The organism is Pseudomonas sp. AC211, from assembly GCF_979258055.1.
In genome coordinates this window covers 2,916,949-2,937,655 of record NZ_OZ409830.1, presented here as the reverse complement: position 1 = coordinate 2,937,655, position 20,707 = coordinate 2,916,949, and the positions used below count along the sequence as shown (strand labels likewise).

Sequence of the window (20,707 nt, the reverse complement as noted above, 5' to 3'; positions counted from 1 at the left end):
GAGTACGCAGTGATCCGTTCCACCCTTTACCGCTGGCCCCTACGCCTAACCTCACTGGCCGCCTGCCTGCTGTTCTGGCACGTCGCCGCCAGCCATCACCTGGATTTCGGCCTGCTGACGTTCACCTACGTGCCCACCCCAAGCGCCGTGGCGCAGGCCGCCGTGGCGCTGGTGGAAAGCAGCAAGCTGTGGGCGCATCTGTCGAGCAGCCTGATGCGGGTGTTCGCCGGTTACCTGGCGGCTGCGTTGTTCGGCGTGCTGTTGGGCGTGGCCATCGGCCGCTGGAAGTGGGCGCAAGACACGCTGTTGCCGCCGCTCGAAGTGCTGCGGCCGATTCCGGCAGTGGCGTGGATTCCCTTGGCGATTCTGATGTTTCCTTCGTCCGAGCTGTCGATGGTGTTTATCACCTTCACCGGCGCGCTGTTCCCGGTGCTGCTCAATACGGTGCATGGCGTTGAAGGCGTTGACCCGCGCCTGATCGCCTCGGCGCGCAGCCTGGGCGCGGGGCGTTGGGCCATTTTGCGGGAGGTGGTGTTGCCGGGCGCGGCGCCGAGCATCGTCACGGGTTTGGCCATCGGCATGGGCACCTCGTGGTTCTGCCTGGTGACGGCGGAAATGATCTCCGGACAGTTCGGCATCGGCTACTACACGTGGGAGTCGTACACCATTCAAAACTACCCGGACATCATCGTCGGCATGCTGCTGATCGGCGTGCTGGGCATGGGCAGCAGCGCGCTGGTTAAACGCCTGGGCGCGCTTATGACGCCATGGTATCGGGGGAGCAATTGATGACCAGTCACGAACATTTTCTGGCGGCCGGGCGTATCGATGTCGAGCGCCTGACCATTCGCCTGGGGCAGGGCGCGCAGGCGTTCGAGGCGGTGCAAACCTTGGATTTCAGCGTCGCGGCGGGCGAGTTTGTGTGCATTCTCGGGCCGTCGGGTTGCGGGAAATCGACCTTGCTCGGCGCCCTGGCCGGGCACTTGCAGCCCAGTGCCGGCGTGTTGCGTGTAGACGGCGAAGTGGTCGATGGCCCGTCGCCAACGCGTGGCATGGTGTTCCAACATCACACGTTGCTGCCCTGGCGCAGCGTGCTCGATAACGTTGCCTTCGGCCTGAAAATGCAGGGCCTGAACAAGACCGCGCGGCGCCAGCAAGCGCAGGATTTTTTGCGTTTGGTCGGCCTGCAAGATTTCGCCAGCCGTTGGCCGAATCAGCTCTCCGGCGGCATGCAGCAACGCGCTGAAATCGCCCGCGTGCTGATTAATCGGCCGCGCCTGTTGCTGATGGACGAACCCTTTGGCGCCCTCGACGCGCAAACCCGTGGGCGCATGCAGGAGCTGCTGTTGGACATCTGGGGGCGCATCCGCACCACCGTCGTGTTCGTTACCCACGACATCGACGAAGCGCTGTTTCTGGCCGACCGCATTCTGGTGATGAGCCCGCGCCCCGGCCGTTTTATCGAAGACCTGCGCGTGGACTTTTCCCGCCCGCGCCGCGCCGAGCTGCTGACCAGCCCGGCCTTCACCCACCTCAAACGTCACTGCCTGGAACTGCTGCGCCACGAAGAAGGGCGCGAGCTGCCTCGGCTTACGCCGCTGGGTTTGCCCAGCGATCATCCGCCTCTGCGAATAGCCCTATGACTGATCTGACTGAACTGCACACCGACAACCCCGACATTCTCGCCCTGCAACCGCGCCTGGACAGCAGCGATGCGGGCGTGCGCCGCATCGCCCTGATTGAGTTGGCCGACCTCGAAGACCCCGACGGCCTGCCGTGGCTGACCCGCGCCCTGGCCGATGACAACGCCGCCGAGGTGCGCAGCGAAGCCGCGCGCTTGCTCGAAGCCTGGGAGGAAGACGAGGTGGTGAACGCGTTGTGCGCCGCCCTGGCCGATGCCGACGAAGCCGTGCGCGGCGCGGCGGCACAAAGCTTGAGCGAGTTGAAAACCCTCGAAGCCGGCCGCGTGGTGCTGCCGTGGGCGGCCCATGCCGATGCGTTTGTGCGCGCCAGTGCCTTGCGCGCGTTGCGTGAACTGCGCCTGCCGGAAAGCGCGCCGGCCGCTGTGTTGGCGCTGAATGACAGCGATGCCTTTGTGCGCCGCGAGGCGGTGGGCATTCTGGGTTGGCTTAAGCAGCACAGCGCGTTGCCCGAGCTGGCGCGCCTGGCCAGCGGCGACCCGGATGCTGAAGTTCGCCGCGCCGCCACCGGCGCCCTCGGTCTGGCTACCGATGCCAGCGTGCTGCCGGCGTTGCAGGCGGCCTTGGTGGATCCGGCCTGGCAAGTGCGCGAAGAAGCGGCCACCACGCTCGGCAAAGTCGGCGCTACCGATGCCGGCCCCAGCCTGATCGCCGCCTTGCAAGACGACTACTGGCAGGTGCGGCTGCGCGCCGCGCGAGCCTTGGGGAAATTGCGCTTTGCCGGGGCCTTGGCCGCGCTGGTCGAGGTGCTGGGCCATTCCATCAGCAACCTGCGCAAAGAGGCCGCATTGGCATTGGGCGAACTAGCCGACGGCGCCGCACTGCCCGCGTTGCAAGCCGCCGAGCACGACAGCGATCCGGAAGTGCGCAAAGCCGTGCGCATCGCCATCGCCCAGCTTCAGGTGCAGGCGTAATGGACGCGCCCGTGGCCTTGCGCAACCGCCGGCAAGAACGGCAATTGCTGATCGAGTGGACGGCCGGCGTTACCGTCGAGTTGAGCCACGCGCAGTTGCGCGTCGCCTGCCCATGTTCCGGCTGCAAGGCCGCGCGGATGGGCGGGCGCATCGCGCTGGTGGACGAAAGCGTGCAACTGACCGGTATTCATCCGCAGGGCTATGGCGTGCAGCTGGTGTTCAGCGACGGGCACGAGCGCGGCATTTATCCGTGGGACTATCTGCGTGGATTAGCGTGACGGCGGCTTTGGCGCGACGCGATTGACGCGTTAACATCCGGCGCTTCGAGGTTTTGGGAAGTACCGCAGCGTGAGCACGCCAATCATCACCACCGAAGGCCATGAAGCGCTCAAGCAAGAGCTGGATTATCTCTGGCGCGTGAAACGGCCGGACACCACGCAAAAAGTCACTTGGGCGGCCTCGCTGGGCGACCGCAGCGAGAACGCCGACTACCAGTACAACAAGAAACTGCTGCGCGAAATCGACCGCCGCGTGCGTTATTTGCGCAAGCGTTTGGAAGACATGCGCGTGGTCGCCTATTCGCCAGAACAGGAAGGCCGCGTGTTCTTTGGTGCGTGGGTAGACATTGAAAATGACGACGGCGAAACCAAGCGATTTCGCATCGTCGGCTACGACGAAATTCATGGCCGCAACGACTACATCTCCATCGACTCCCCCATGGCGCGGGCGCTGCTGAAGAAAGCAGTGGGCGACGAATTTATGGTGCAGACGCCTGAAGGCGAGAAGTGGTGGTGGGTGAACGTGATCGAGTATGTGAAGCCGGCTTGATTAAAAAGCATCGCGGCTAAAGCCGCTCCCACAAAAAGCCAATGATTGTAGTGGGAGCGGCTGCGCGGCAATCCGCCTATAGCATCGCGGCTAATCGGAATGCCGCCCAGCCTCTCCCACACGAACGATTATTCTGTGGGAGCGGCTTTAGCCGCGATGCTGTTGACCTTTAATCAGCCCTCGCGCAGCACGGTTAACGGGCTGGCATTCAAGGCGCGACGGGTGCCGATTACGCCAGCAGTGCCGACCAGCAGGGCGCCGATCAGGGGCAGTATCAGCAACCACCAATGCGGCGCCCAGGCCATGTCGAAGGCGAAGCGGTAGAGCAGAAAGCTCACCAGTTCGCTGCCCAGCGCGGCCAGCAAACCGCTGGCAATTCCCAGCACGCCAAACTCCGCCAGCCGCGCCCGTTGCAGTACTTTGCGCTCGGCACCCAGCGCGCGCAGCAGGGCGCCTTGGCGGATGCGCTCGTCCAGCGTGGCCTGCAAGCCGGCGAACAGCACGGTGAGCCCGGCCGCCAGCACAAACAACAGCACGTACTCCACGGCCAGCGTCACCTGGGCAAGGATGCTGCGCAGCTGCGCCAGAATCGCTTCGATCTGCAGCAGGGTCACCGCCGGAAACGCCCGCGACAGTTCCACCAACGCCTGCTCTTGCTGCGGCGGCAGGTAGAAGCTGGTGAGGTAGGTGACGGGCAGGTCTTGCAGCGTGCCGGGTTCGAAGATCATGTAGAAGTTGGGCTGGAAGGTGTCCCAGTCGACCTCACGCAAGCTGGTGACCACTGCGTCGCGGTCGAGCCCGCCAACGCTAAAACTCAGGCGGTCGCCGAGTTTCACTTTCAGGCTTTCGGCCAGCTTGCTTTCAATCGACACGCCCGGCACGTCGCCCTTGGGCTCGGCGCCCCACCAGCTGCCGGCCACCAGTTTGTTGCTCACGGGCATGTCGGCGGCCCAGGTCAGGCTCAGGTCGCGACGCACGGCGCGGTCGCCGGTGGAGTCTTTGCTCACCACTTGTTTAACCGGCTGACCGTTGATGGCGATCAGGCGACCGGGCACCACGGGGTACAACGGAGCAGGGTGGGGCGAGAGCTTGGCCAGGTGCGCGGCGAAGGCGTCTTTGTCGCCGGGCAGCACGTTGAGGGCGAAGTAGTTGGGCGCGTCTTTGGGCAATTGCTGCTGCCAGTTATCCAGCAGCTCGCCGCGCAGCAGGGCGATAAGTGCCATGGACAGCAGAATCAAGCCGAAAGCCAGCGACTGCCCAGCCGCAGCCAGCGGATGGCGCAGCAGTTGGCCGAGGCCCAAGCGCATCGGCAATGGCGCGCCGGCCAGCAGGCGACGCAAGCCTTGCAGGCCCAACACCAGCGCACCGCCGAGCACTAATGCCGCCACGAGGCCGCCGCCCAGCAGGGCGAGGGTCAGCGGCAGGTCGAGGCTCAGGCGCCACATGATCAAGGTCAGCGCGCCCAGCGCCGTGCCGTAAACCAGCCAGGAACTCGGCGGCACGGGCATCAGGTCGCGGCGCAGAACCCGCAGCGGCGGCACGCGGCCCAACGCAGCCAAGGGCGGCAGGGCAAAGCCGGCGAGGGCGACCAGGCCGGTGGCAATGCCGGCGACGGCGGGCATAACGCCGCCGCTGGGCACGGTAGCCGGCAACAAGCCGCCGAGCAGATGGAACAGGCCCAATTGCCCAAGCCAGCCAAGCAGCGCGCCGAGACCCGCGGCCAGCAGACCGAGCATGGCCAACTGCAAGGTGAACACGGTGAGCGCTTCGCGACGCGACAAGCCCAGGCAGCGCAACAAGGCGCTGGCGTCGAAGCGTTTGGCGGCAAACCGCGCCGCGCACAAGGCCACGGCAACGCCCGCCAGCAACACAGCGGCCAGACTGGACAGGTTCAGGTAACGCTCGGCGCGGCCCAGCGCGCCGCCGACCTGGCGGTTGCCGTCGCGCGCGCCTTCAATTTTCTGGTTAGGCGCAAGCATCGGTTTCAATGCCTGGCGGTACTGCTCAAGGTTTTCAGCGCTGCCGGTCCACAGTTCGGCGTAGCGCACGCGGCTGCCGGGCTGCACCACGCCCGTGGCGGCCAGGTCGTCCATGTTCATCAGCAGGCGCGGCGTGAGGCTGTAGAAGTCGCCGGCGCGGTCGGGCTCGTAGGTGAGCACGCGGCTCAGGCGCAAGGTTTTCGCGCCCACATCCACGCTGTCGCCCACCTTCACGTTTAGCGCCACCAGCAGCCGCGCTTCGACCCAGGCTTCGCCAGGCGCCGGACCGCCGCCGGTGGTTTCTTCGCCGTAGGGCGCGGGTGCGCTTTTCAACTGGCCGCGCAACGGGTAGCTGCTGCTTACGGCTTTGACGCTGGCCAGTTGAATGCCGTTGTCGCCAGCAATAACGCTGGAAAATTCCACCAGCTGCGCGTGTTGCAACTGCGCTTGTTTGCCGGCGTCGAGTTGCGCCTGGGTGGCGGGCGTGCTGCCGGTGAGCAGCATGTCGGCGCCAAGAAATTCGGTGGCGCGCAGTTGCATGGCGGCGTTCAGTCGCGCGCTGAAAAAGCCGATGGCGGTACTGGCGGCCACGGCAATCACCAAGGCGAAAAACAACACGCGCAACTCGCCCGCACGCGTGTCGCGACGGAGCTGGCGGGCGGCGAGGTTGAGCAGGCGGGAGAAGGGTAGGCGCGTCATCACGCCTCCGCTGTCTGCACGATATGCCCGGCTTCCAGGCGAATGCGGCGATGGCAGCGCTGCGCGAGGCGTTCGTCGTGGGTCACCAGCACCAAGGTGGCGCCGCGTTCCTGGTTGATTTCGAACAGCAGGTCGCTGATGTGCTCGCCGGTGTGGGTGTCGAGGTTGCCGGTGGGTTCATCGGCAAACAGCACGGCGGGTTCGGCGGCAAAGGCGCGGGCGATGGCCACGCGTTGTTGCTCGCCGCCGGACAGCTGACGCGGCGTGTGGGTCAGGCGTTTGCCCAGGCCCACGCGCTCAAGCAAGTCGCGGGCACGCTCGCGGGCGTCACGCCGGCCTTCGAGCTCCAGCGGCAGCATCACGTTTTCCAGCGCGTTGAGGCTGTCGAGCAATTGAAACGACTGGAACACAAAGCCCACATGCTCGGCCCGCACGCGAGCGCGCTGGTCTTCGTCGAGGGTGTTGAGGGTGTGGCCGGCGAGGATGATTTCGCCGCTGCTGGGCAGGTCGAGGCCCGCCAACAAACCGAGTAAGGTGGATTTCCCCGAACCGGACGTGCCGACGATGGCGAGGCTGTCGCCGCGCAGCAGGTCGAGGGAGAGGTCGTGCAGGATGGTCAAATCGCCTTCCGCGCTAGGAACCACTTTGCTAAGGTTCCGCGCAGTAAGAATGCTCGCAGTCATGGAGATTCCAATGCGTACATGGTGGGTAACGAGTGCCCTGGTGGTAATGCTTTGGGCACAAGGGGCGGTGGCAAGCACGGTGCTGGTCGTCGGCGATAGTATCAGCGCCGGTTTGGGCCTGGAAACCAGTCAGGGCTGGGTCAACTTGTTACAAAAACGCCTGCAAACCGATGGCTTCGACGACAAAGTCGTTAATGCCTCCATCAGCGGCGACACCAGCGCAGGCGGCCTCGCGCGTCTGCCCGCGCTGCTCTCAGAGCATAAGCCGAGCGTGGTGGTCATCGAGTTGGGCGGTAACGACGGGCTGCGTGGCCAGCCGCCGGGCCAATTGCAACAGAACCTTGCGGCGATGGTGGACCAGGCCCAGCAGACCGGCGCCAAGGTGCTGCTGCTCGGCATGCGCCTGCCGCCCAATTATGGCGAGCGCTACAACAAGGCCTTCGCCGCGACCTTTACTGAGGTGGCGGCGCAGAAGCAAGTGCCGCTGGTGCCGTTCTTCCTTGAGGGCGTTGGCGGCGTGCCGGAGCTGATGCAGGCCGACGGCATTCACCCGGCTGCGGGTGCGCAATCGAAGTTGCTCGACAACGCCTGGCCGGCGCTGAAGCCGTTGCTGTAGGGCGATACGCTCGGCTGTTTTCGGCGTCGTTGTTCGGACGCGGCTGATGGACGAAACGTTTAAAAAGGTCTGCTGAGAAGGCTTTTTTATGCGTCACCTTTCGGCTAAGGTGGCGCCGTCTCCAGGAGCCTTCAATGCCGCGCCCCGCTTGGTCTTTACACGCTTACCAACTGATCGAACCCGACGAGCAGCTCGACCTGTTCGCGTGCCGTGAAGTGCGTGTGCACCTGGTGGCTCGCCAGCTCGAATTGAGCGGCCACGCTGACCGCACCTTGTGCGGCGGTTTGCTGCCGGCCCAGCCCAAATGGGTGAATCTGGAAAAACCGCTGCTGCGCGACAAGCGCCTGTGCACAGCGTGCTACGCCACGCTCCAGGCCCAGCGTGACGGCGACCGCCCACGCTGGCCGGGCGTTTAGGCCACTCCCGGCCGCCCGTGAGCGCGTGTACAATCGCGTTCTTTTCTCACTCGCTATTCAGCCAAGGATCACCGGATGTTGTCGCGCGCTCCTGCAGTCGCCCGTTCCCTGTCACTCGCCGCGCTGTTCGCGGTCGGCCCTGCCGCAGCGTTGGAATTTCCGCTGCCGCCACCGGGCGAAGACATCATTGGCCAGGTTCAAGTCATCACCGCCAAGTACGAAGACACCTTCGCCGACATCGGCGTGGCGAATGATCTGGGCTACCTGGAAATGGTCGCCGCCAACCCGGGCGTTGACCCATGGTTGCCAGGCGTAGGCACGCAGATTATTTTGCCGACGCGCTTCGTGCTGCCACCTGGCCCGCGTGAAGGCATCGTGATCAACCTGGCGGAGTACCGCCTGTATTACTTCCCGAAAGGGCAGAACGTGGTGCACACCTATCCGTTGGGCATTGGCCGTGAAGGCTGGGGTTCGCCGATCAACGTCACCACCATTACCGCCAAAACCGCCAACCCGGCGTGGTACCCACCGGCCTCGATTCGCGCTGAACACGCCGCCGACGGTGATCCGTTGCCGAGCGTGGTGCCGCCAGGTCCGGACAACCCGCTCGGTCCGTTCAAATTCAACCTCGGCCTGCCGGGTTACCTGATTCACGGCTCGAACAAGAAATTCGGCATTGGCATGCGCGTGAGCCACGGTTGCTTCCGCATGCTCAACAACAACGTGTTGGAGCTGGCGAAGCTGGTGCCGGTGGGTACCAAAGTGCGCATCCTCAACGACCCGTACAAATTCGGCGTGAGCAACGGCAAGGTTTACCTGGAAGCGCACACGCCGCTGGACGACAACGGCAACCCATCGGTCGTGGACAAACACACCGCCGTGATCAACGCCCTGCTCAAACGCGAAGACCTCACCAACAGCGTGAGCCTGGACTGGGAAGTGGTGCGCGACGTGGTTGCAGCCGAAGACGGCCTGCCCGTGGAAATCGCCACGCCCGGCTCGGTCGTCGCCAACACCGCACCGGTTGTGCAGTAAGCCGCCACACAAAAAAAAGCCCGCTGCCGGTTAACCCCGCAGCGGGCTTTTTGTTGCGTGTAAAGAAATCAAGAGCTCGCGGCTGAAGCCGCTCCTACAGGTTCTTGATTTTCCGCTCTCAGCCTTCACGCCGCTCCAGATCGAGCGAGCTAGAGCGGGGCAAGGCGAAAAGCGCTTTTCAAGCGCAGTTGGCTGTAGCCAATGAGCATTGAAAAGTGATTTTCAACGCAGCCCCGCCGACGCGCAGCCGATCGCTTTTTTTTACACACGAAAAAAAGCCGGGCACTAGGCCCGGCTCAGCGCAATTACTTGCGGCTGGCTTTTTTCCAGCATACGAGCAGCACGCTCGTTAGCTTCGTCAGCAGTTTGCTGAGCTTTCTGAGCAGCAGCCAGAGCTTCGTCAGCTTTGCGGTAGGCTTCGTCAGCACGAGCTTGAGCGCGAGCAGCAGCGTCTTCGGTAGCGGTCAGACGAGCTTCGGTTTCTTTGGTGGTGCTGCTGCAGCCGGTTGCCAGAACGGCAGCCAGAGCCAGAGCGGAAAGTTTCAGAACGTTGTTCATTGTGTTCCCCTTAAGGTGCATTTTTTCCATAAAGCGAATTGCCCCGAGCTCGAGGTAATTGGCCGGTCTACATACTACTCATTACTTGTAGTAAGTAAACGGACGTAACGCCAGCGCCCTACTTTTTTTGGTGAAATTGAGTGCTATGTAAGCAAGCCGTAATAGTGCTGGATGAAAAGTATCCAGTTGCGGCTGCGACGTGCGCATTTACGACAGGTAAAACGCAGCGCTGGCGGATATTGTCATCGCCACACTTTCGCGCACCCAGCGCCTTCTTTTTTGCCGCAACTAGCGGACCAACAAACGCTTCGTTTGAAGTGTGGTTTAGCGTCTTTTAAGCACCGTGTCGCAGCGCCCATTTTCAGCAGTAGCTGGCACTTTGCCGGCCTGTTAAGCTGCGCCGCACAAGACCTACAGCATCGTGCGTGTCGTGACATAAAGGACGTCAGCGTGGCCAGAATCGTTAAATGGGGTTTGCTTTCGGTAATTGCCCTTGCGGTATTAATCAAGCTGTCGCTGTGGCTATCGGTACGTTCGATCATGAACGATGCGATCGCGCAGTTATCGCCTTTTATGGATATCACTTACGGCGGCATTACCTCATCGTTCGATGGCCGCGTAGGGTTGGAAAACCTTACTGTGCGTGTGCCCATGATGGGCGACAGTGTTCGGGTTCAGCATGCGCAGTTGAAGTTCAATGGCCTGGGTGAACTGTTGCGCTTCAAGGAAAGCCTGGCCGAAGGCAAGTTTCCGGAACAAATGGCAGTCAACCTTAAAGGCCTGGCGCTCGATGTCCATGGCCCGTTTATGCAGCAGCTTTACGACGCGCCGTCTGAGCGCAGCCTGTTTACGGCGATGAGTGAAGTGAGCTGCGGCAAGGTTCGCTTCATTGGCACCACCGAACTGTTGGACATGGGCTATCGCACCTTTGAAAGCGATGCGGAGTTCTCGTATCGCTTTGAGCCGGCACGAAAGACCGTGCACTTTTCCATGACCGCCGACACGCGCGACATGGCCGAAGTGAAGCTGACGCTGGCCTTGGCCAATATGTCGGATAACCCGGGCGACATGCGTGTGCATCCGCCGGAGTTGTCGTTGGTAGCCATGGAAATCAATGACAACCAGTATCAGCGCAAAGTGCTGGAATACTGCGCCGGCAAGATGGGGCAGACCAGTGAGGTGTACCTGAAGACGGCGGTGGAGCAGTTCGACAAAGTGATGCGCAGCCAACGTGTGGCGCTGGCCCCGTCGGTGCTTGAAGCCTATGGCCGTTATCTGAAAGACCCACAATCGCTGCGGTTGGAACTTAATCCGAACGCCGGGGTGAGCTGGGATGGCCTACAGTTCTTCGAGGCCAATGACGTGGTGGGCATGTTGCACCCGGCGCTGTTGGTGAATCAGCAATCGGTCTCGCCGGTGAGTTTCACCTGGTTCGACCCGGGCGCGCGCAAAGAGCCATTGCCCAACGAAATGATCGTCGCAGAAAAAGTTGAGTCAAATGCCACGACGCAGCAATATGAGTTTGTGAGTGTCGCCAGCCTGCCCGATTACGCTGGCAAGCGTTTGCAGTTCATTACCCACGAAGGTACTTATTATCAGGGTGTGCTGCGCAAAGTGGAGAACGGCAAAGCCTACCTCAGTGTCCAATTTGGCTCGGGGTCGGCGGAGATGTTTCTGCGCCTGGATAAGATCGATAAGGTAAGGGTCATGTTCTAAGACCCGCTGAGGAGTTGTGATGAGCGAGGCGCTGTCTATCAACCATGACCAGGCAGGTCATCAATTCGAGACCACCGTGGATGGTGATCGTGCTTACCTTGCCTATATGGACCTGGGTAAGCAGACGCTCGATATCTACCGCACGTTTGTGCCCAACTCGTTGCGCGGCCGTGGCATTGCTGCGGCATTAACCGAGCGCGCGTTGGAGTATGCCGAACGCATGGGGTACACCGTGATTCCATCGTGCTCGTACGTAGAGCGCTACATGGAACGGCGCAATCGGCACTGATTTCTGCAGTTAAAAAAAAACGCCGGGCTGAGCCCGGCGTTTTTGTGTGCGCGGTTTGAATCAGCCGCGTTGACGCTTGGGCAATACGCTTTTGAGTTTGCTGTGCATACCCAGCAGGGTTTTCTCGGTGGTGTTCCAGTCAATGCAGGCGTCGGTGATCGACACGCCGTACTTCAACGCATTGAGGTCTTTGGGGATCGACTGATTACCCCAACCCAAATGACTTTCCACCATCAGGCCAACAATCGACTGGTTACCTTCCAGAATCTGGTTGGCAACGTTTTCCATCACCAGCGGTTGCAGCGCCGGGTCTTTGTTGGAGTTGGCGTGGCTGCAGTCGACCATGATGTTCGGGCGAATGCCGGCTTTGGTCAGTTCCTGCTCACAAACGGCCACGCTCACCGAATCGTAGTTCGGCTTGCCGTTGCCGCCGCGCAGCACCACATGGCCGTAGGCGTTGCCTTTGGTGGTGACGATGGACACGCCGCCTTCCTGGTTGATACCGAGGAAACGGTGAGGGCTGGAAACCGATTGCAGCGCGTTGATGGCGACCGTCAGACCGCCGTCCGTGCCGTTCTTGAAGCCGACTGCCGACGACAAGCCCGACGCCATTTCGCGGTGGGTTTGCGATTCGGTGGTGCGCGCGCCAATGGCCGACCAGCTGATCAGGTCTTGCAGGTATTGCGGGGAAATCGGGTCAAGCGCTTCGGTGGCGGTGGGCAAGCCCATTTCAGCCAGGTCGAGCAGCAGTTGGCGACCGATATGCAGACCGTCCTGAATCTTGAAGGAGTCGTCCAGGTAAGGATCGTTGATCAAACCTTTCCAGCCGACGGTGGTGCGCGGCTTTTCGAAATACACGCGCATCACCAGATAGAGCGTGTCCGACACCTCGGCGGCCAGCACTTTCAAGCGCTCGGCGTATTCGTGGGCCGCTTTGATGTCGTGAATCGAGCAAGGGCCCACCACCACAAACAGGCGGTGGTCCTTGCCGTCGAGAATATTGCGGATCACCTGACGGCCTTGCACCACGGTGTGCAGGGCGGCTTCAGTCAGCGGAATATCACGCTTGAGCTGGTCGGGGGTGATGAGGGTGTCGTTGGAGGCGACGTTAAGGTCATCGATCGGTAAATCAGCCATCGTGCTACTCGTTGGTCAGGTCGTCAGTCAGGTCACGGAGGTTGGCCGTCAGCCATTGGCGACAGAGCGCGGAGCGTAACGGGGGTGGGAACCTTAGCGCGTACAGCCCGCCTCGACAATGGGGCGGTCGTGCTTATAAGGGGGAATCAATCGGCCGAAGCGGGCGCTATCGGCACGACTATTAATGCAGGCCGCTGAAGGTGGAGAACGTCGCCGCGTGTTCGGCGATCCATTCCTTGGCAATGGCTTCGACAGGCAGCGGCTGACCGAGCTCTTGTTCGCGCAGATGCCGGTAGTGTTCGATCTGGCATACCTGCTCGACCATACGCGCGCGAAACAGCGTTTCTTCGTCCACAAAAGCGATGCCAACCAAATAATCGGTGGGCTGCTTCTTACACCAGGCCACCACGCCGCTGTAGCGGGCCTGATCGCCCAGCAGCGGAATGCGCAGCTCCACCGCCGTGCCACGGCGAAAACCTTTGGGGGAATTGCAGGCCACGCCGCCGAGGCTGATATTGTTCAACCGCTGACGCGGCAGGAAGGCGTGCTTGCGCTGAATCAGCTCAACTGGCATATCACTGGGATGACGCAAAAACTGACGCATTACCAAAAAACTCCACACGTTCGGATGATGGCTCATGGACATCACTGCTAGCAGTATAGCCACGCAATCCGAGCTGACCGATTTCGACGCGGATCGCCTGTTGCTCGATTGGCCGGGCGTTTCACTGCTGATATTTACCAGCATAGGTTGTGCCAGTTGCCGCTTTGCCCGCCGCGAGCTGCCGGGCATGGCGCTTCCGGTGGCGCGCCTGTGCTGGGTCGATGCCGCCAACAATGGCGGTTTAGTCGAGCGTTATGAGGTTTTTCACTTACCCGCGCTGTTTGTCGTGCGCGATGGTCAATTTTTCGGCGCGGTGCAATCGCGCTTGCAGCCTGTGGAGCTAAAGACCGCTATTGATGCGGCCTTAGCCCGTTTACCTGAGGAGCTTCCCTGATGGCGTTTTCCCCTGAATCCGGCACCGGTCCACGCATCGGCATTATCGGTACCGGCGCAATTGGCGGCTTTTATGGGCTGATGCTGGCGCGGGCCGGCTTTGACGTGCATTTCCTGCTGCGCAGCGAATACGCCACGGTGGCCGAAGGTGGCCTGAAACTGAACAGTGCCGTGCATGGTGCACTGCAGCTTGAAAACGTTCAGGCATATTGCAATGTCGCTGACATGCCAGCGTGCGACTGGCTGCTGGTCGGCGCCAAGAGCACCAGTAACGCCGAATTGGCCCCGCTGATTGCCCAGGCCGCCGCGCCCGGCGCAAAGGTGGTGCTGCTGCAAAACGGCCTGGCGGTGGAAGAGGGCCTGCAACCGTTGTTGCCCGACTCGCTGCACTTGCTGGGCGGCCTTTGCTACATCTGCGTCCACCGCTCGGCACCGGGCGTTATCGAGCACCAGGCACTTGGCGGCGTGAACCTCGGTTACCACAGCGGCCCGGCGAGCGCCGCCGACGCTCAACTGGCCATCGCCGAGGAGGGCGCCGCGCTGTTCAAACATGCCGGCCTCGACTCCACTGCCATGCCGAATCTGGCCCAGGCGCGCTGGCAGAAACTGGTGTGGAACGTGCCGTACAACGGTCTTTCGGTGGTGCTGAACACCGGCACCACGGCGTTGATGGGCCACAGCGAAACCCGCGCGCTGATTCTGGCCATCATGAAGGAAGTGATCGAAGGCGCCGCCGCCTGCGGTTACGCCATTCCCGAGGTGTTCGCCGAGAAACTGCTGGCCTCCACCGACCGCATGCCTGACTACTTGCCGAGCATGTACCACGACTTTGTTGAGAAACGTCCGCTGGAGTTGCAGTACATCTACGCCGAGCCGCTGGCCGCCGCCGAACGCGCCGGGGTCGAGCTGCCGCGCATTCGCGCCCTGGCGCAGCAACTGGCGTTTATCGACTCGCGCAATCACTGATTAACCGACCCGGACTGAGGCATTTATGAGCAAAGGGCTGGCGGACAAACTGGTGTTGGCAATTTCCTCGCGGGCGCTGTTCGACCTGCGCGAAAGCCACCGCATTTACGAAAGCGAAGGCGTGGAGGCGTATCGCCAATACCAGATCGAGCACGAGGACGAAGTGCTTGAGCCGGGCGATGCGTTTCCGCTGGTGCAAAAATTGTTGGCGCTGAACACCACCCTCGGCCAGCAGCGCGTCGAGGTCATCCTGGTCTCGCGCAACAGCGCCGACACCGGCCTGCGCGCGTTCAACTCCATCAGCCACTACGGCCTGGATATCACCCGCGCCGCCTTTGTTGGCGGCCGCAGTCCCGATCCTTACCTGGCGGCGTTTGGCTGCCACCTGTTTCTGTCCACCCACGCCGAAGACGTGCGCAGCGCCCTGCGTTCCGGCTTTGGCGCGGCGACCATCCTCTCCGGTGGCGCGCGGCGGGCGGCCAGCACGGAACTGCGCATCGCCTTCGACGGTGACGCGGTGCTGTTTTCCGATGAGTCCGAGCGCGTGTATCAGGCCGGTGGGCTGGTGGCCTTCCAAACCCACGAGCGCGAGTCGGCGCGCGAGTTGTTAGGCGGCGGGCCGTTCAAGCCATTCCTCGCTGCGCTGCACAGCTTGCAGCAGGAGTTCCCGCCGGAAAATTGTCCGATCCGCACGGCACTGGTGACGGCCCGTTCAGCGCCGGCGCACGAGCGCGTGATTCGCACCTTGCGCGAGTGGAATATTCGCTTGGACGAGTCGTACTTTCTTGGTGGCCTGGAAAAAACCGCGATTCTGGAAACCTTTGGCGCCGACGTGTTTTTTGACGACCAACCGGGCCACTGCGAGAAAAGCCGCGAAGTGGTTGCCACCGGCCACGTGCCGCACGGCATCAGTAACGAGCCACAGCACTAGTCTCCCGGCCGTTTTGCTGCCCGTTCGTCTTGCACTACTAACAGCGGCTGGATTTATAGCCAGCACTGCTAAGCTCAACCCAGGCCGTTAAGAATGCAGTTAGGAGGCCGCATGATTCGATCGATTCTTTACGCCACCGATTTAGGCCTTTACGCCCCGTATGTGTTGCAACACGCCCTGGCCATGACGCGCGCCTTCAAAGCGGATTTATATGTCGTGCACGCCGTGGAACCGTTGGGGTTGTTCGCTGAATCGGTATTGAAAACCTACCTGGATGAAGCGGTGCTCACGGAAATTCGCACCAACGGCCTCAGCGGCGTGCTGGCCAGTATTGAACAGCGAGTGTTTGAAGGCTTCAGAGATGAAATGGGCGATGCCCAGCAAGACATGCAAATGGTTCGGGCGGTGCGGGTGGTGCAGGGCGACCCACCGCAAGTGATCTTGGCCGAGGCGCAGCGCTTCAATGTGGATTTACTGGTGATCGGCAGCCACAGCAGCCATACGGGGGCGCAGGACATTCCCTTGGGCAGAACCGCAACGCGCCTGGTGCAGCTGGCGGAAGTGCCGGTGTACCTGGTGCCGATGCTGCAGCACCGCACGCGGGCCGATTTCTAAAAAACGTTTTGCTGCACTGCGCACACGCATGGGGCTGCGTGTGCTAATAAAATAGTCTAGATTTAGCCTTCTAACCTCTACTATGGTTATATAACGCCTTTGGCGTCTGCTGCATCGCCTTTTCGCTTTGAGGGATATCTATGAAGCTCCAGCAACTGCGCTACATCTGGGAAGTCGCGCACCACGATCTCAACGTGTCCGCCACGGCGCAGAGTCTGTATACCTCGCAGCCGGGTATCAGCAAGCAGATCCGCCTGCTGGAGGATGAATTGGGTGTCGAGGTTTTCGCCCGCAGCGGCAAGCATCTCACCCGCGTGACGCCGGCTGGCGAGCGCATCATCACCACCGCTGGCGAAATTCTGCGCAAGGTCGAAAGCATCAAGCAGATTGCCCAGGAATTCTCCAACGAGAAAAAAGGCACGCTCTCCATCGCCACCACCCACACCCAGGCGCGTTACGCGTTGCCGGCGGTGATCAGCAACTTCATTAAGCAATACCCCGACGTGGCTCTGCACATGCACCAGGGCACGCCGATGCAGATTGCCGAAATGGCCGCCGACGGCACCGTCGACTTCGCCATCGCCACCGAAGGTCTGGAGCTGTTCAACGACCTGATCATGATGCCGTGCTACACCTGGAACCGCTGCGTGGTGGTGCCTCAAGGCCACGCGCTGACCAAGCTGCCGAAACTCACCCTCGAAGCCTTGGCCGAATACCCCATCGTTACGTACGTGTTCGGCTTTACCGGCCGCTCGAAGCTCGACGAAGCCTTCAGCCACCGTGGCCTGACGCCAAAAGTGGTGTTTACCGCTGCCGACGCCGACGTGATCAAAACCTACGTGCGCCTCGGTCTGGGCGTGGGCATCGTGGCCAAGATGGCAGTCGACGCCAAGCTTGATCCGGACCTGGTTGTGCTGGACGCCAGCGAATTGTTCGAGCCGAGCGTGACCAAGATTGGCTTCCGTCGCGGCACGTTCCTGCGCGGTTTTATGTGCGACTTCATTGAGAAATTCGCCCCGCACCTGACCCGCGACGTAATGGCCAAAGCGGTGCAATGCCACAACAAAGTGGAGCTGGAAGAGCTGTTCCACGGCGTTGAGTTGCCGGTGCACTAAGCCCGGTACAGATGAGAAAGGCGCCTTGATCGGCGCCTTTTTTATGGGCGAAGGTTGGTGATGCGCCCGTAACTGGCCGGCGCAAAGCAGGTGCTCAAGCCAATCAGCACCACGGCGCCGAGCGCCATGATCATCCAGGCTTGCGTGAGGTCGGCAAGGCGGTCGCGCAGCACGCCCGCCAACAGCGGCATACAACTGGCGATGATGTAACCGCCGCCCTGAACGAAGCTGGCCAATTCGCCGGCGCGGCTTGGGCTATCGGCGTGGTCCAGCGCCACAATTAACGACAGCGGAAACAACGCGCCGATGCCGCAGCCGAGCAACAAGCACGCCGGTAGCGCCAAGGGCAGGGGCGCGATGATCAGGCAGAGCAGGCCGGCCAGCAGCATCAGCAGCACGCTGTACAGCGGCACACGACGATCCGGGAAACGGCCGATCAACGCCGACACCGCCAGGCCGGCGACCACTTCAGTCAGCGTCAACGCGCCGAGCAGAAAACCCGCAGCGGACGGTTGCCAACCGAGGCCGGTATAAAAGGGCGGCAGCCACGCGAGCACCAAGGTGTACGCGCCTGTGCCAATGCCAAAAAACACCATCAACTGCCACGCTCGGCCGTTGCGCCAGAACGCAGGCGGCGCGGAGGCGGCCAAGGCTTCGTGCGTGTGATTCACCCGCTGCTGGCGGGACGCGACATACCACAGCGGCACCGCCAGCACGGCCGGCACCGCCCACACCGCCAGCGCCATTGGCCAACCGCCGACCGCCGCCACACCCGCTACAGCCGCGGCGGCCACTGCCGCACCGGCCATGATGCCGGTGGTGTACAGCGCCATGACATTGCCCGCCCTCGCGCCGAAGCAGCGCTTGATAAACGCCGGTAACAAGGTTTGCACCAGCGCGATGCCAATGCCGGCCATTACGGCGGTGGCGAGCAACCCATAGCGGCCCGAGGCCGCCAGACGCAGGCCGCACGCCAGCGCAATGAGCGCGATACCTAAACCGATGCCGTTGCGTTCGCCCAGCCAGCGCCGCAGCCGCCCACCGGCCAGGGCGCACACGCCCATCACGAACACCGGCACGGTGGTCAGCAGGCTGGCTTGGGTGGAACTCATGCCGGTGGCCGATTCGATGCTGTCGAGCAATGGACCGATGGCGGCTAAAGCCGGCCGCAGATTCAACGCCAGCCCGACTACGGCCAGCACAATAAATAGGTGGGTACGCGGGGTTACGCTCATGCCTTGTATCTCGTTGTAAAGTATCTCGACATCAAGATTAAAGTTCGAGCGTGCCTTTGCGCAAGGCATTAGTATTAGCTTTATATCGAGATGGTTTTATCAAGTGAGGCCCGAATGAACGATCGAGCGCAACAGGCAGAAGCAGAATGGCGGCGCGAACGTCCGGATATCGACGCAGCCGTAATGGTCACCGTTGGGCGATTATTGGAGGCGGCGCAGCTGATGGAGCGGCAGATACTATCGCCATTGGCGGCGCAGTTCGGGCTGCAAAAAGGCGAGTTCGACGTCATCGCCACGTTGCGCCGTGCGGGCGCGCCGTACCAATTGATGCCGACTGAACTCTACGAAGGATTGATGCTGTCATCCGGCGCCATGACCAGCCGCCTCGACCGCCTGGAACGCAGCGGCCTGATCGAACGCCTGCCATCGCCCAGCGACCGGCGCAGCACCCTGGTGCAACTGACCCCGTCGGGCCTGGCCCTGATCGATAAAGTGCTGCCGTTGCACGTCGACAACGAACAGCGCGCGCTTGAAGTGCTGGCACCAGCGGAGCAGACGCAGCTAAGCGAATTGCTGGGCAAGCTAATCAGCGGGTTGCGCGGTTAGCCCCGAAAAGTATCGCGGCCAATCGGAATGCCGCCCAGCCGCTCCCACAGTAGCAATGTAAAGCTGTAGGAGCGGCTTCAGCCGCGAGCTTTTTAAAATTCCAGCCGCCTCGCAAATCGAGGTCGAGCGCCACAAAAGCAAAAAGCTCGAGACTAAAGTCTCTCCCACAGACACCTCGGTGCCTGTGGGAGCGGCTTCAGCCGCGAGCTTTTGATCCTGCTTTTAATGGTTAATGTGCAAGCCACACTCGCGATTATCTTCGCCCTTGGTTGGGTCGAAGTAGTCGAAGTTATTCGGCAAATTATGCTGAGTCAGGTACTGATAAAGATCCTTCGACGACCAATGCAGCAGCGGCGCAACTTTGATCAAGCCATCCGGGTTGATGCTGATCGGCTCCATCTGTGCGCGCACGGCGGTGTCGGTGGCGCGCAGGGCGGTGAACCACACTTGCGGGGCGGTTTCACGCAGGGCGCGGGTGAAGGGTTCCAGTTTCACTTCTTCGGTAAAGGCTTCGTGACGCGGATCGTCCAGCGCCGGCACCGGGCCTTCCAGCGCTTCGCGGTGGGCGCGGCTGCGTTTGGGCAGGTAGGTGATCAGGTTCAGGTTCAGCGCGCGGGTCACTTCATCGGCGAATTTGTAGGTGGCTTCGGTGTTGTAACCGTTGTCCATCCAGATGATCGGAATGTCCGGTTTCACCTGGCTGACCATGTGCAGAATCACCGCTTCGAAGGGGCGGAAGTTGGTGGTGCAAATGGCCGTCTTGCCCAGGCCGAGCGCCCACTCCACCAGCTTTTCCGGCTGGTTGGCGAATTCGGCGTTCAGCTTGTCCAGATCAAGATCCATGAGGGGCTCCAGGTTCATTTCGGCGGGGAGGGCGATGGTAGCAAAAACCGCCGCGAGCCTGCAGCGCGCCCTGCTGATAGGCACTATCAGCGCCGTCGAACATCGCCCGGAGCCGCGTTGCGTGGCCGCAGGAGAGCGGCTAGAGTGCCGCCTTCTTTCTGAATCCTGTTTAGGAGTGCCCTGTGGAAATCGCCTGTCTCGACCTGGAAGGTGTGTTGGTTCCGGAAATCTGGATCGCCTTCGCGGAAAAAACCGGTATCGACGCGCTCAAAGCCACCACCCGGGACATTCCGGACTACGACGTGCTGATGAAGCAGCGCCTGCGCATTCTTGATGAGCACGGCCTGAAGCTCGCCGACATCCAGGAAGTGATCGCCACCCTCAAGCCGCTCGATGGCGCCGTGGAATTCGTTAACTGGCTGCGCGAGCGCTTCCAGGTGGTGATTCTGTCGGACACCTTCTACGAGTTCTCCCAGCCGCTGATGCGCCAACTGGGCTTCCCGACGCTGCTGTGCCACAAGCTGATCACCGACGAAACCGACCGCGTGGTGAGCTACCAACTGCGCCAGAAAGACCCCAAGCGTCAATCGGTGCTGGCATTCAAGAGCCTGTACTACCGCGTGATCGCCGCTGGCGACTCGTACAACGACACCACCATGCTCAGCGAAGCCAACGCCGGCATCCTGTTCCATGCCCCGGAAAACGTGATCCGCGAATTCCCGCAGTTCCCGGCGGTGCATACGTTTGAAGACTTGAAGAAAGAGTTCTTGAAAGCGTCGAACCGCGAGCTGAGTTTGTAAGACCAGCACCTGTTGGAGAGGCCGATTAA

Annotated in this window: 24 protein-coding genes; 17 read left to right on the top strand and 7 right to left on the bottom strand. The window is 61.7% G+C overall.

The window, feature by feature from the left end:
• The first annotated feature begins 12 nt into the window (after positions 1-12).
• The 5 genes from ACZZZP_RS13720 (at position 13) to greB (ending at position 3,442) form a co-directional block, all read left to right on the top strand.
• Positions 13-789 (top strand): ABC transporter permease, encoded by a 777-nt coding sequence (locus ACZZZP_RS13720; RefSeq protein ID WP_463384717.1) that lies wholly within the window; start codon positions 13-15, stop codon positions 787-789.
• On the top strand, positions 789-1,643 hold the full coding sequence (locus ACZZZP_RS13715) for an ABC transporter ATP-binding protein (RefSeq protein WP_463383077.1): 855 nt from the start codon (positions 789-791) through the stop codon (positions 1,641-1,643). Before ACZZZP_RS13720 ends, ACZZZP_RS13715 begins: the two co-directional genes overlap by 1 nt.
• 5 nt (positions 1,644-1,648) lie before the next feature.
• The gene (locus ACZZZP_RS13710; protein ID WP_463384716.1) at positions 1,649-2,614 is read left to right on the top strand and encodes a HEAT repeat domain-containing protein; all 966 of its coding nucleotides are present in this window, start codon (positions 1,649-1,651) and stop codon (positions 2,612-2,614) included.
• Positions 2,614-2,892, top strand: a complete 279-nt coding sequence (locus ACZZZP_RS13705; RefSeq protein WP_463383076.1) for a DUF971 domain-containing protein — start codon at positions 2,614-2,616, stop codon at positions 2,890-2,892. The genes ACZZZP_RS13710 and ACZZZP_RS13705 overlap by 1 nt, the downstream gene beginning before the upstream one ends.
• Before the next feature lie 70 nt (positions 2,893-2,962).
• Positions 2,963-3,442 carry a transcription elongation factor GreB gene (greB, locus tag ACZZZP_RS13700; protein WP_463383075.1) on the top strand — a complete coding sequence of 160 codons (480 nt, stop codon included), beginning with the start codon at positions 2,963-2,965 and terminating at the stop codon, positions 3,440-3,442.
• Between the two features lie 173 nt (positions 3,443-3,615).
• On the opposite strand, the gene ACZZZP_RS13695 is transcribed toward greB, so the two are convergent.
• Positions 3,616-6,120 carry an ABC transporter permease gene (locus ACZZZP_RS13695; RefSeq protein WP_463383074.1) on the bottom strand — a complete coding sequence of 835 codons (2,505 nt, stop codon included), beginning with the start codon at positions 6,118-6,120 and terminating at the stop codon, positions 3,616-3,618.
• Positions 6,120-6,803, bottom strand: coding sequence for an ABC transporter ATP-binding protein (locus ACZZZP_RS13690; protein ID WP_122495168.1), 684 nt, complete (start codon positions 6,801-6,803; stop codon positions 6,120-6,122). The genes ACZZZP_RS13695 and ACZZZP_RS13690 overlap by 1 nt, the downstream gene beginning before the upstream one ends.
• 10 nt (positions 6,804-6,813) lie before the next feature.
• Between ACZZZP_RS13690 and ACZZZP_RS13685 the strand changes: the two genes are divergently transcribed.
• From ACZZZP_RS13685 to ACZZZP_RS13675, 3 genes are all read left to right on the top strand, one after another.
• On the top strand, positions 6,814-7,419 hold the full coding sequence (locus tag ACZZZP_RS13685) for an arylesterase (RefSeq protein WP_463383073.1): 606 nt from the start codon (positions 6,814-6,816) through the stop codon (positions 7,417-7,419).
• Between the two features lie 134 nt (positions 7,420-7,553).
• Positions 7,554-7,835, top strand: a complete 282-nt coding sequence (locus ACZZZP_RS13680) for a hypothetical protein (RefSeq protein WP_122450455.1) — start codon at positions 7,554-7,556, stop codon at positions 7,833-7,835.
• A gap of 75 nt (positions 7,836-7,910) precedes the next feature.
• Complete coding sequence (locus ACZZZP_RS13675) at positions 7,911-8,870, top strand: L,D-transpeptidase family protein (RefSeq protein WP_463383072.1); 960 nt, start codon at positions 7,911-7,913, stop codon at positions 8,868-8,870.
• A 285-nt stretch (positions 8,871-9,155) separates the two neighbouring features.
• Here ACZZZP_RS13675 and ACZZZP_RS13670 read toward each other — a convergent pair whose 3' ends face one another.
• A complete protein-coding gene (locus ACZZZP_RS13670) occupies positions 9,156-9,428 on the bottom strand; it encodes an Lpp/OprI family alanine-zipper lipoprotein (RefSeq protein ID WP_463536592.1) in 273 nt (90 codons plus the stop codon).
• A 171-nt stretch (positions 9,429-9,599) separates the two neighbouring features.
• On the opposite strand from ACZZZP_RS13670, the gene ACZZZP_RS13665 reads away from it, so the two are divergent.
• Positions 9,600-11,144 (top strand): hypothetical protein, encoded by a 1,545-nt coding sequence (locus ACZZZP_RS13665; RefSeq protein ID WP_463536591.1) that lies wholly within the window; start codon positions 9,600-9,602, stop codon positions 11,142-11,144.
• Between the two features lie 19 nt (positions 11,145-11,163).
• On the top strand, positions 11,164-11,433 hold the full coding sequence (locus tag ACZZZP_RS13660; protein WP_122450458.1) for a GNAT family N-acetyltransferase: 270 nt from the start codon (positions 11,164-11,166) through the stop codon (positions 11,431-11,433).
• A 60-nt stretch (positions 11,434-11,493) separates the two neighbouring features.
• Here ACZZZP_RS13660 and ACZZZP_RS13655 read toward each other — a convergent pair whose 3' ends face one another.
• Together ACZZZP_RS13655 and ACZZZP_RS13650 are read right to left on the bottom strand one after the other, a co-directional pair.
• Positions 11,494-12,570 carry a 3-deoxy-7-phosphoheptulonate synthase gene (locus ACZZZP_RS13655; RefSeq protein WP_463383071.1) on the bottom strand — a complete coding sequence of 359 codons (1,077 nt, stop codon included), beginning with the start codon at positions 12,568-12,570 and terminating at the stop codon, positions 11,494-11,496.
• Between the two features lie 181 nt (positions 12,571-12,751).
• Complete coding sequence (locus ACZZZP_RS13650) at positions 12,752-13,174, bottom strand: PilZ domain-containing protein (RefSeq protein ID WP_122495178.1); 423 nt, start codon at positions 13,172-13,174, stop codon at positions 12,752-12,754.
• 34 nt (positions 13,175-13,208) lie between these two features.
• Between ACZZZP_RS13650 and ACZZZP_RS13645 the strand changes: the two genes are divergently transcribed.
• From ACZZZP_RS13645 to cysB, 5 genes are all read left to right on the top strand, one after another.
• Positions 13,209-13,568 carry a YbbN family protein gene (locus tag ACZZZP_RS13645; protein ID WP_463383070.1) on the top strand — a complete coding sequence of 120 codons (360 nt, stop codon included), beginning with the start codon at positions 13,209-13,211 and terminating at the stop codon, positions 13,566-13,568.
• A complete protein-coding gene (locus ACZZZP_RS13640) occupies positions 13,568-14,533 on the top strand; it encodes a putative 2-dehydropantoate 2-reductase (RefSeq protein WP_463383069.1) in 966 nt (321 codons plus the stop codon). The genes ACZZZP_RS13645 and ACZZZP_RS13640 overlap by 1 nt, the downstream gene beginning before the upstream one ends.
• A 25-nt stretch (positions 14,534-14,558) precedes the next feature.
• A complete protein-coding gene (locus ACZZZP_RS13635) occupies positions 14,559-15,464 on the top strand; it encodes a 5'-nucleotidase (protein WP_122495183.1) in 906 nt (301 codons plus the stop codon).
• A gap of 111 nt (positions 15,465-15,575) precedes the next feature.
• Positions 15,576-16,079, top strand: a complete 504-nt coding sequence (locus tag ACZZZP_RS13630; RefSeq protein WP_122495185.1) for a universal stress protein — start codon at positions 15,576-15,578, stop codon at positions 16,077-16,079.
• Between the two features lie 140 nt (positions 16,080-16,219).
• The gene (cysB, locus tag ACZZZP_RS13625) at positions 16,220-17,194 is read left to right on the top strand and encodes an HTH-type transcriptional regulator CysB (RefSeq protein WP_122495187.1); all 975 of its coding nucleotides are present in this window, start codon (positions 16,220-16,222) and stop codon (positions 17,192-17,194) included.
• 41 nt (positions 17,195-17,235) lie between these two features.
• Here cysB and ACZZZP_RS13620 read toward each other — a convergent pair whose 3' ends face one another.
• Positions 17,236-18,429 (bottom strand): MFS transporter, encoded by a 1,194-nt coding sequence (locus ACZZZP_RS13620; protein ID WP_463383068.1) that lies wholly within the window; start codon positions 18,427-18,429, stop codon positions 17,236-17,238.
• A 114-nt stretch (positions 18,430-18,543) separates the two neighbouring features.
• On the opposite strand from ACZZZP_RS13620, the gene ACZZZP_RS13615 reads away from it, so the two are divergent.
• Positions 18,544-19,035 (top strand): MarR family winged helix-turn-helix transcriptional regulator, encoded by a 492-nt coding sequence (locus tag ACZZZP_RS13615; RefSeq protein ID WP_463536590.1) that lies wholly within the window; start codon positions 18,544-18,546, stop codon positions 19,033-19,035.
• A gap of 222 nt (positions 19,036-19,257) precedes the next feature.
• On the opposite strand, the gene ACZZZP_RS13610 is transcribed toward ACZZZP_RS13615, so the two are convergent.
• Complete coding sequence (locus ACZZZP_RS13610; protein WP_122495193.1) at positions 19,258-19,878, bottom strand: phosphoadenosine phosphosulfate reductase domain-containing protein; 621 nt, start codon at positions 19,876-19,878, stop codon at positions 19,258-19,260.
• Positions 19,879-20,060: 182 nt separating this feature from the next.
• On the opposite strand from ACZZZP_RS13610, the gene thrH reads away from it, so the two are divergent.
• Positions 20,061-20,678 (top strand): bifunctional phosphoserine phosphatase/homoserine phosphotransferase ThrH, encoded by a 618-nt coding sequence (gene thrH, locus ACZZZP_RS13605; RefSeq protein ID WP_463383065.1) that lies wholly within the window; start codon positions 20,061-20,063, stop codon positions 20,676-20,678.
• The last annotated feature ends 29 nt before the right edge of the window (positions 20,679-20,707 follow it).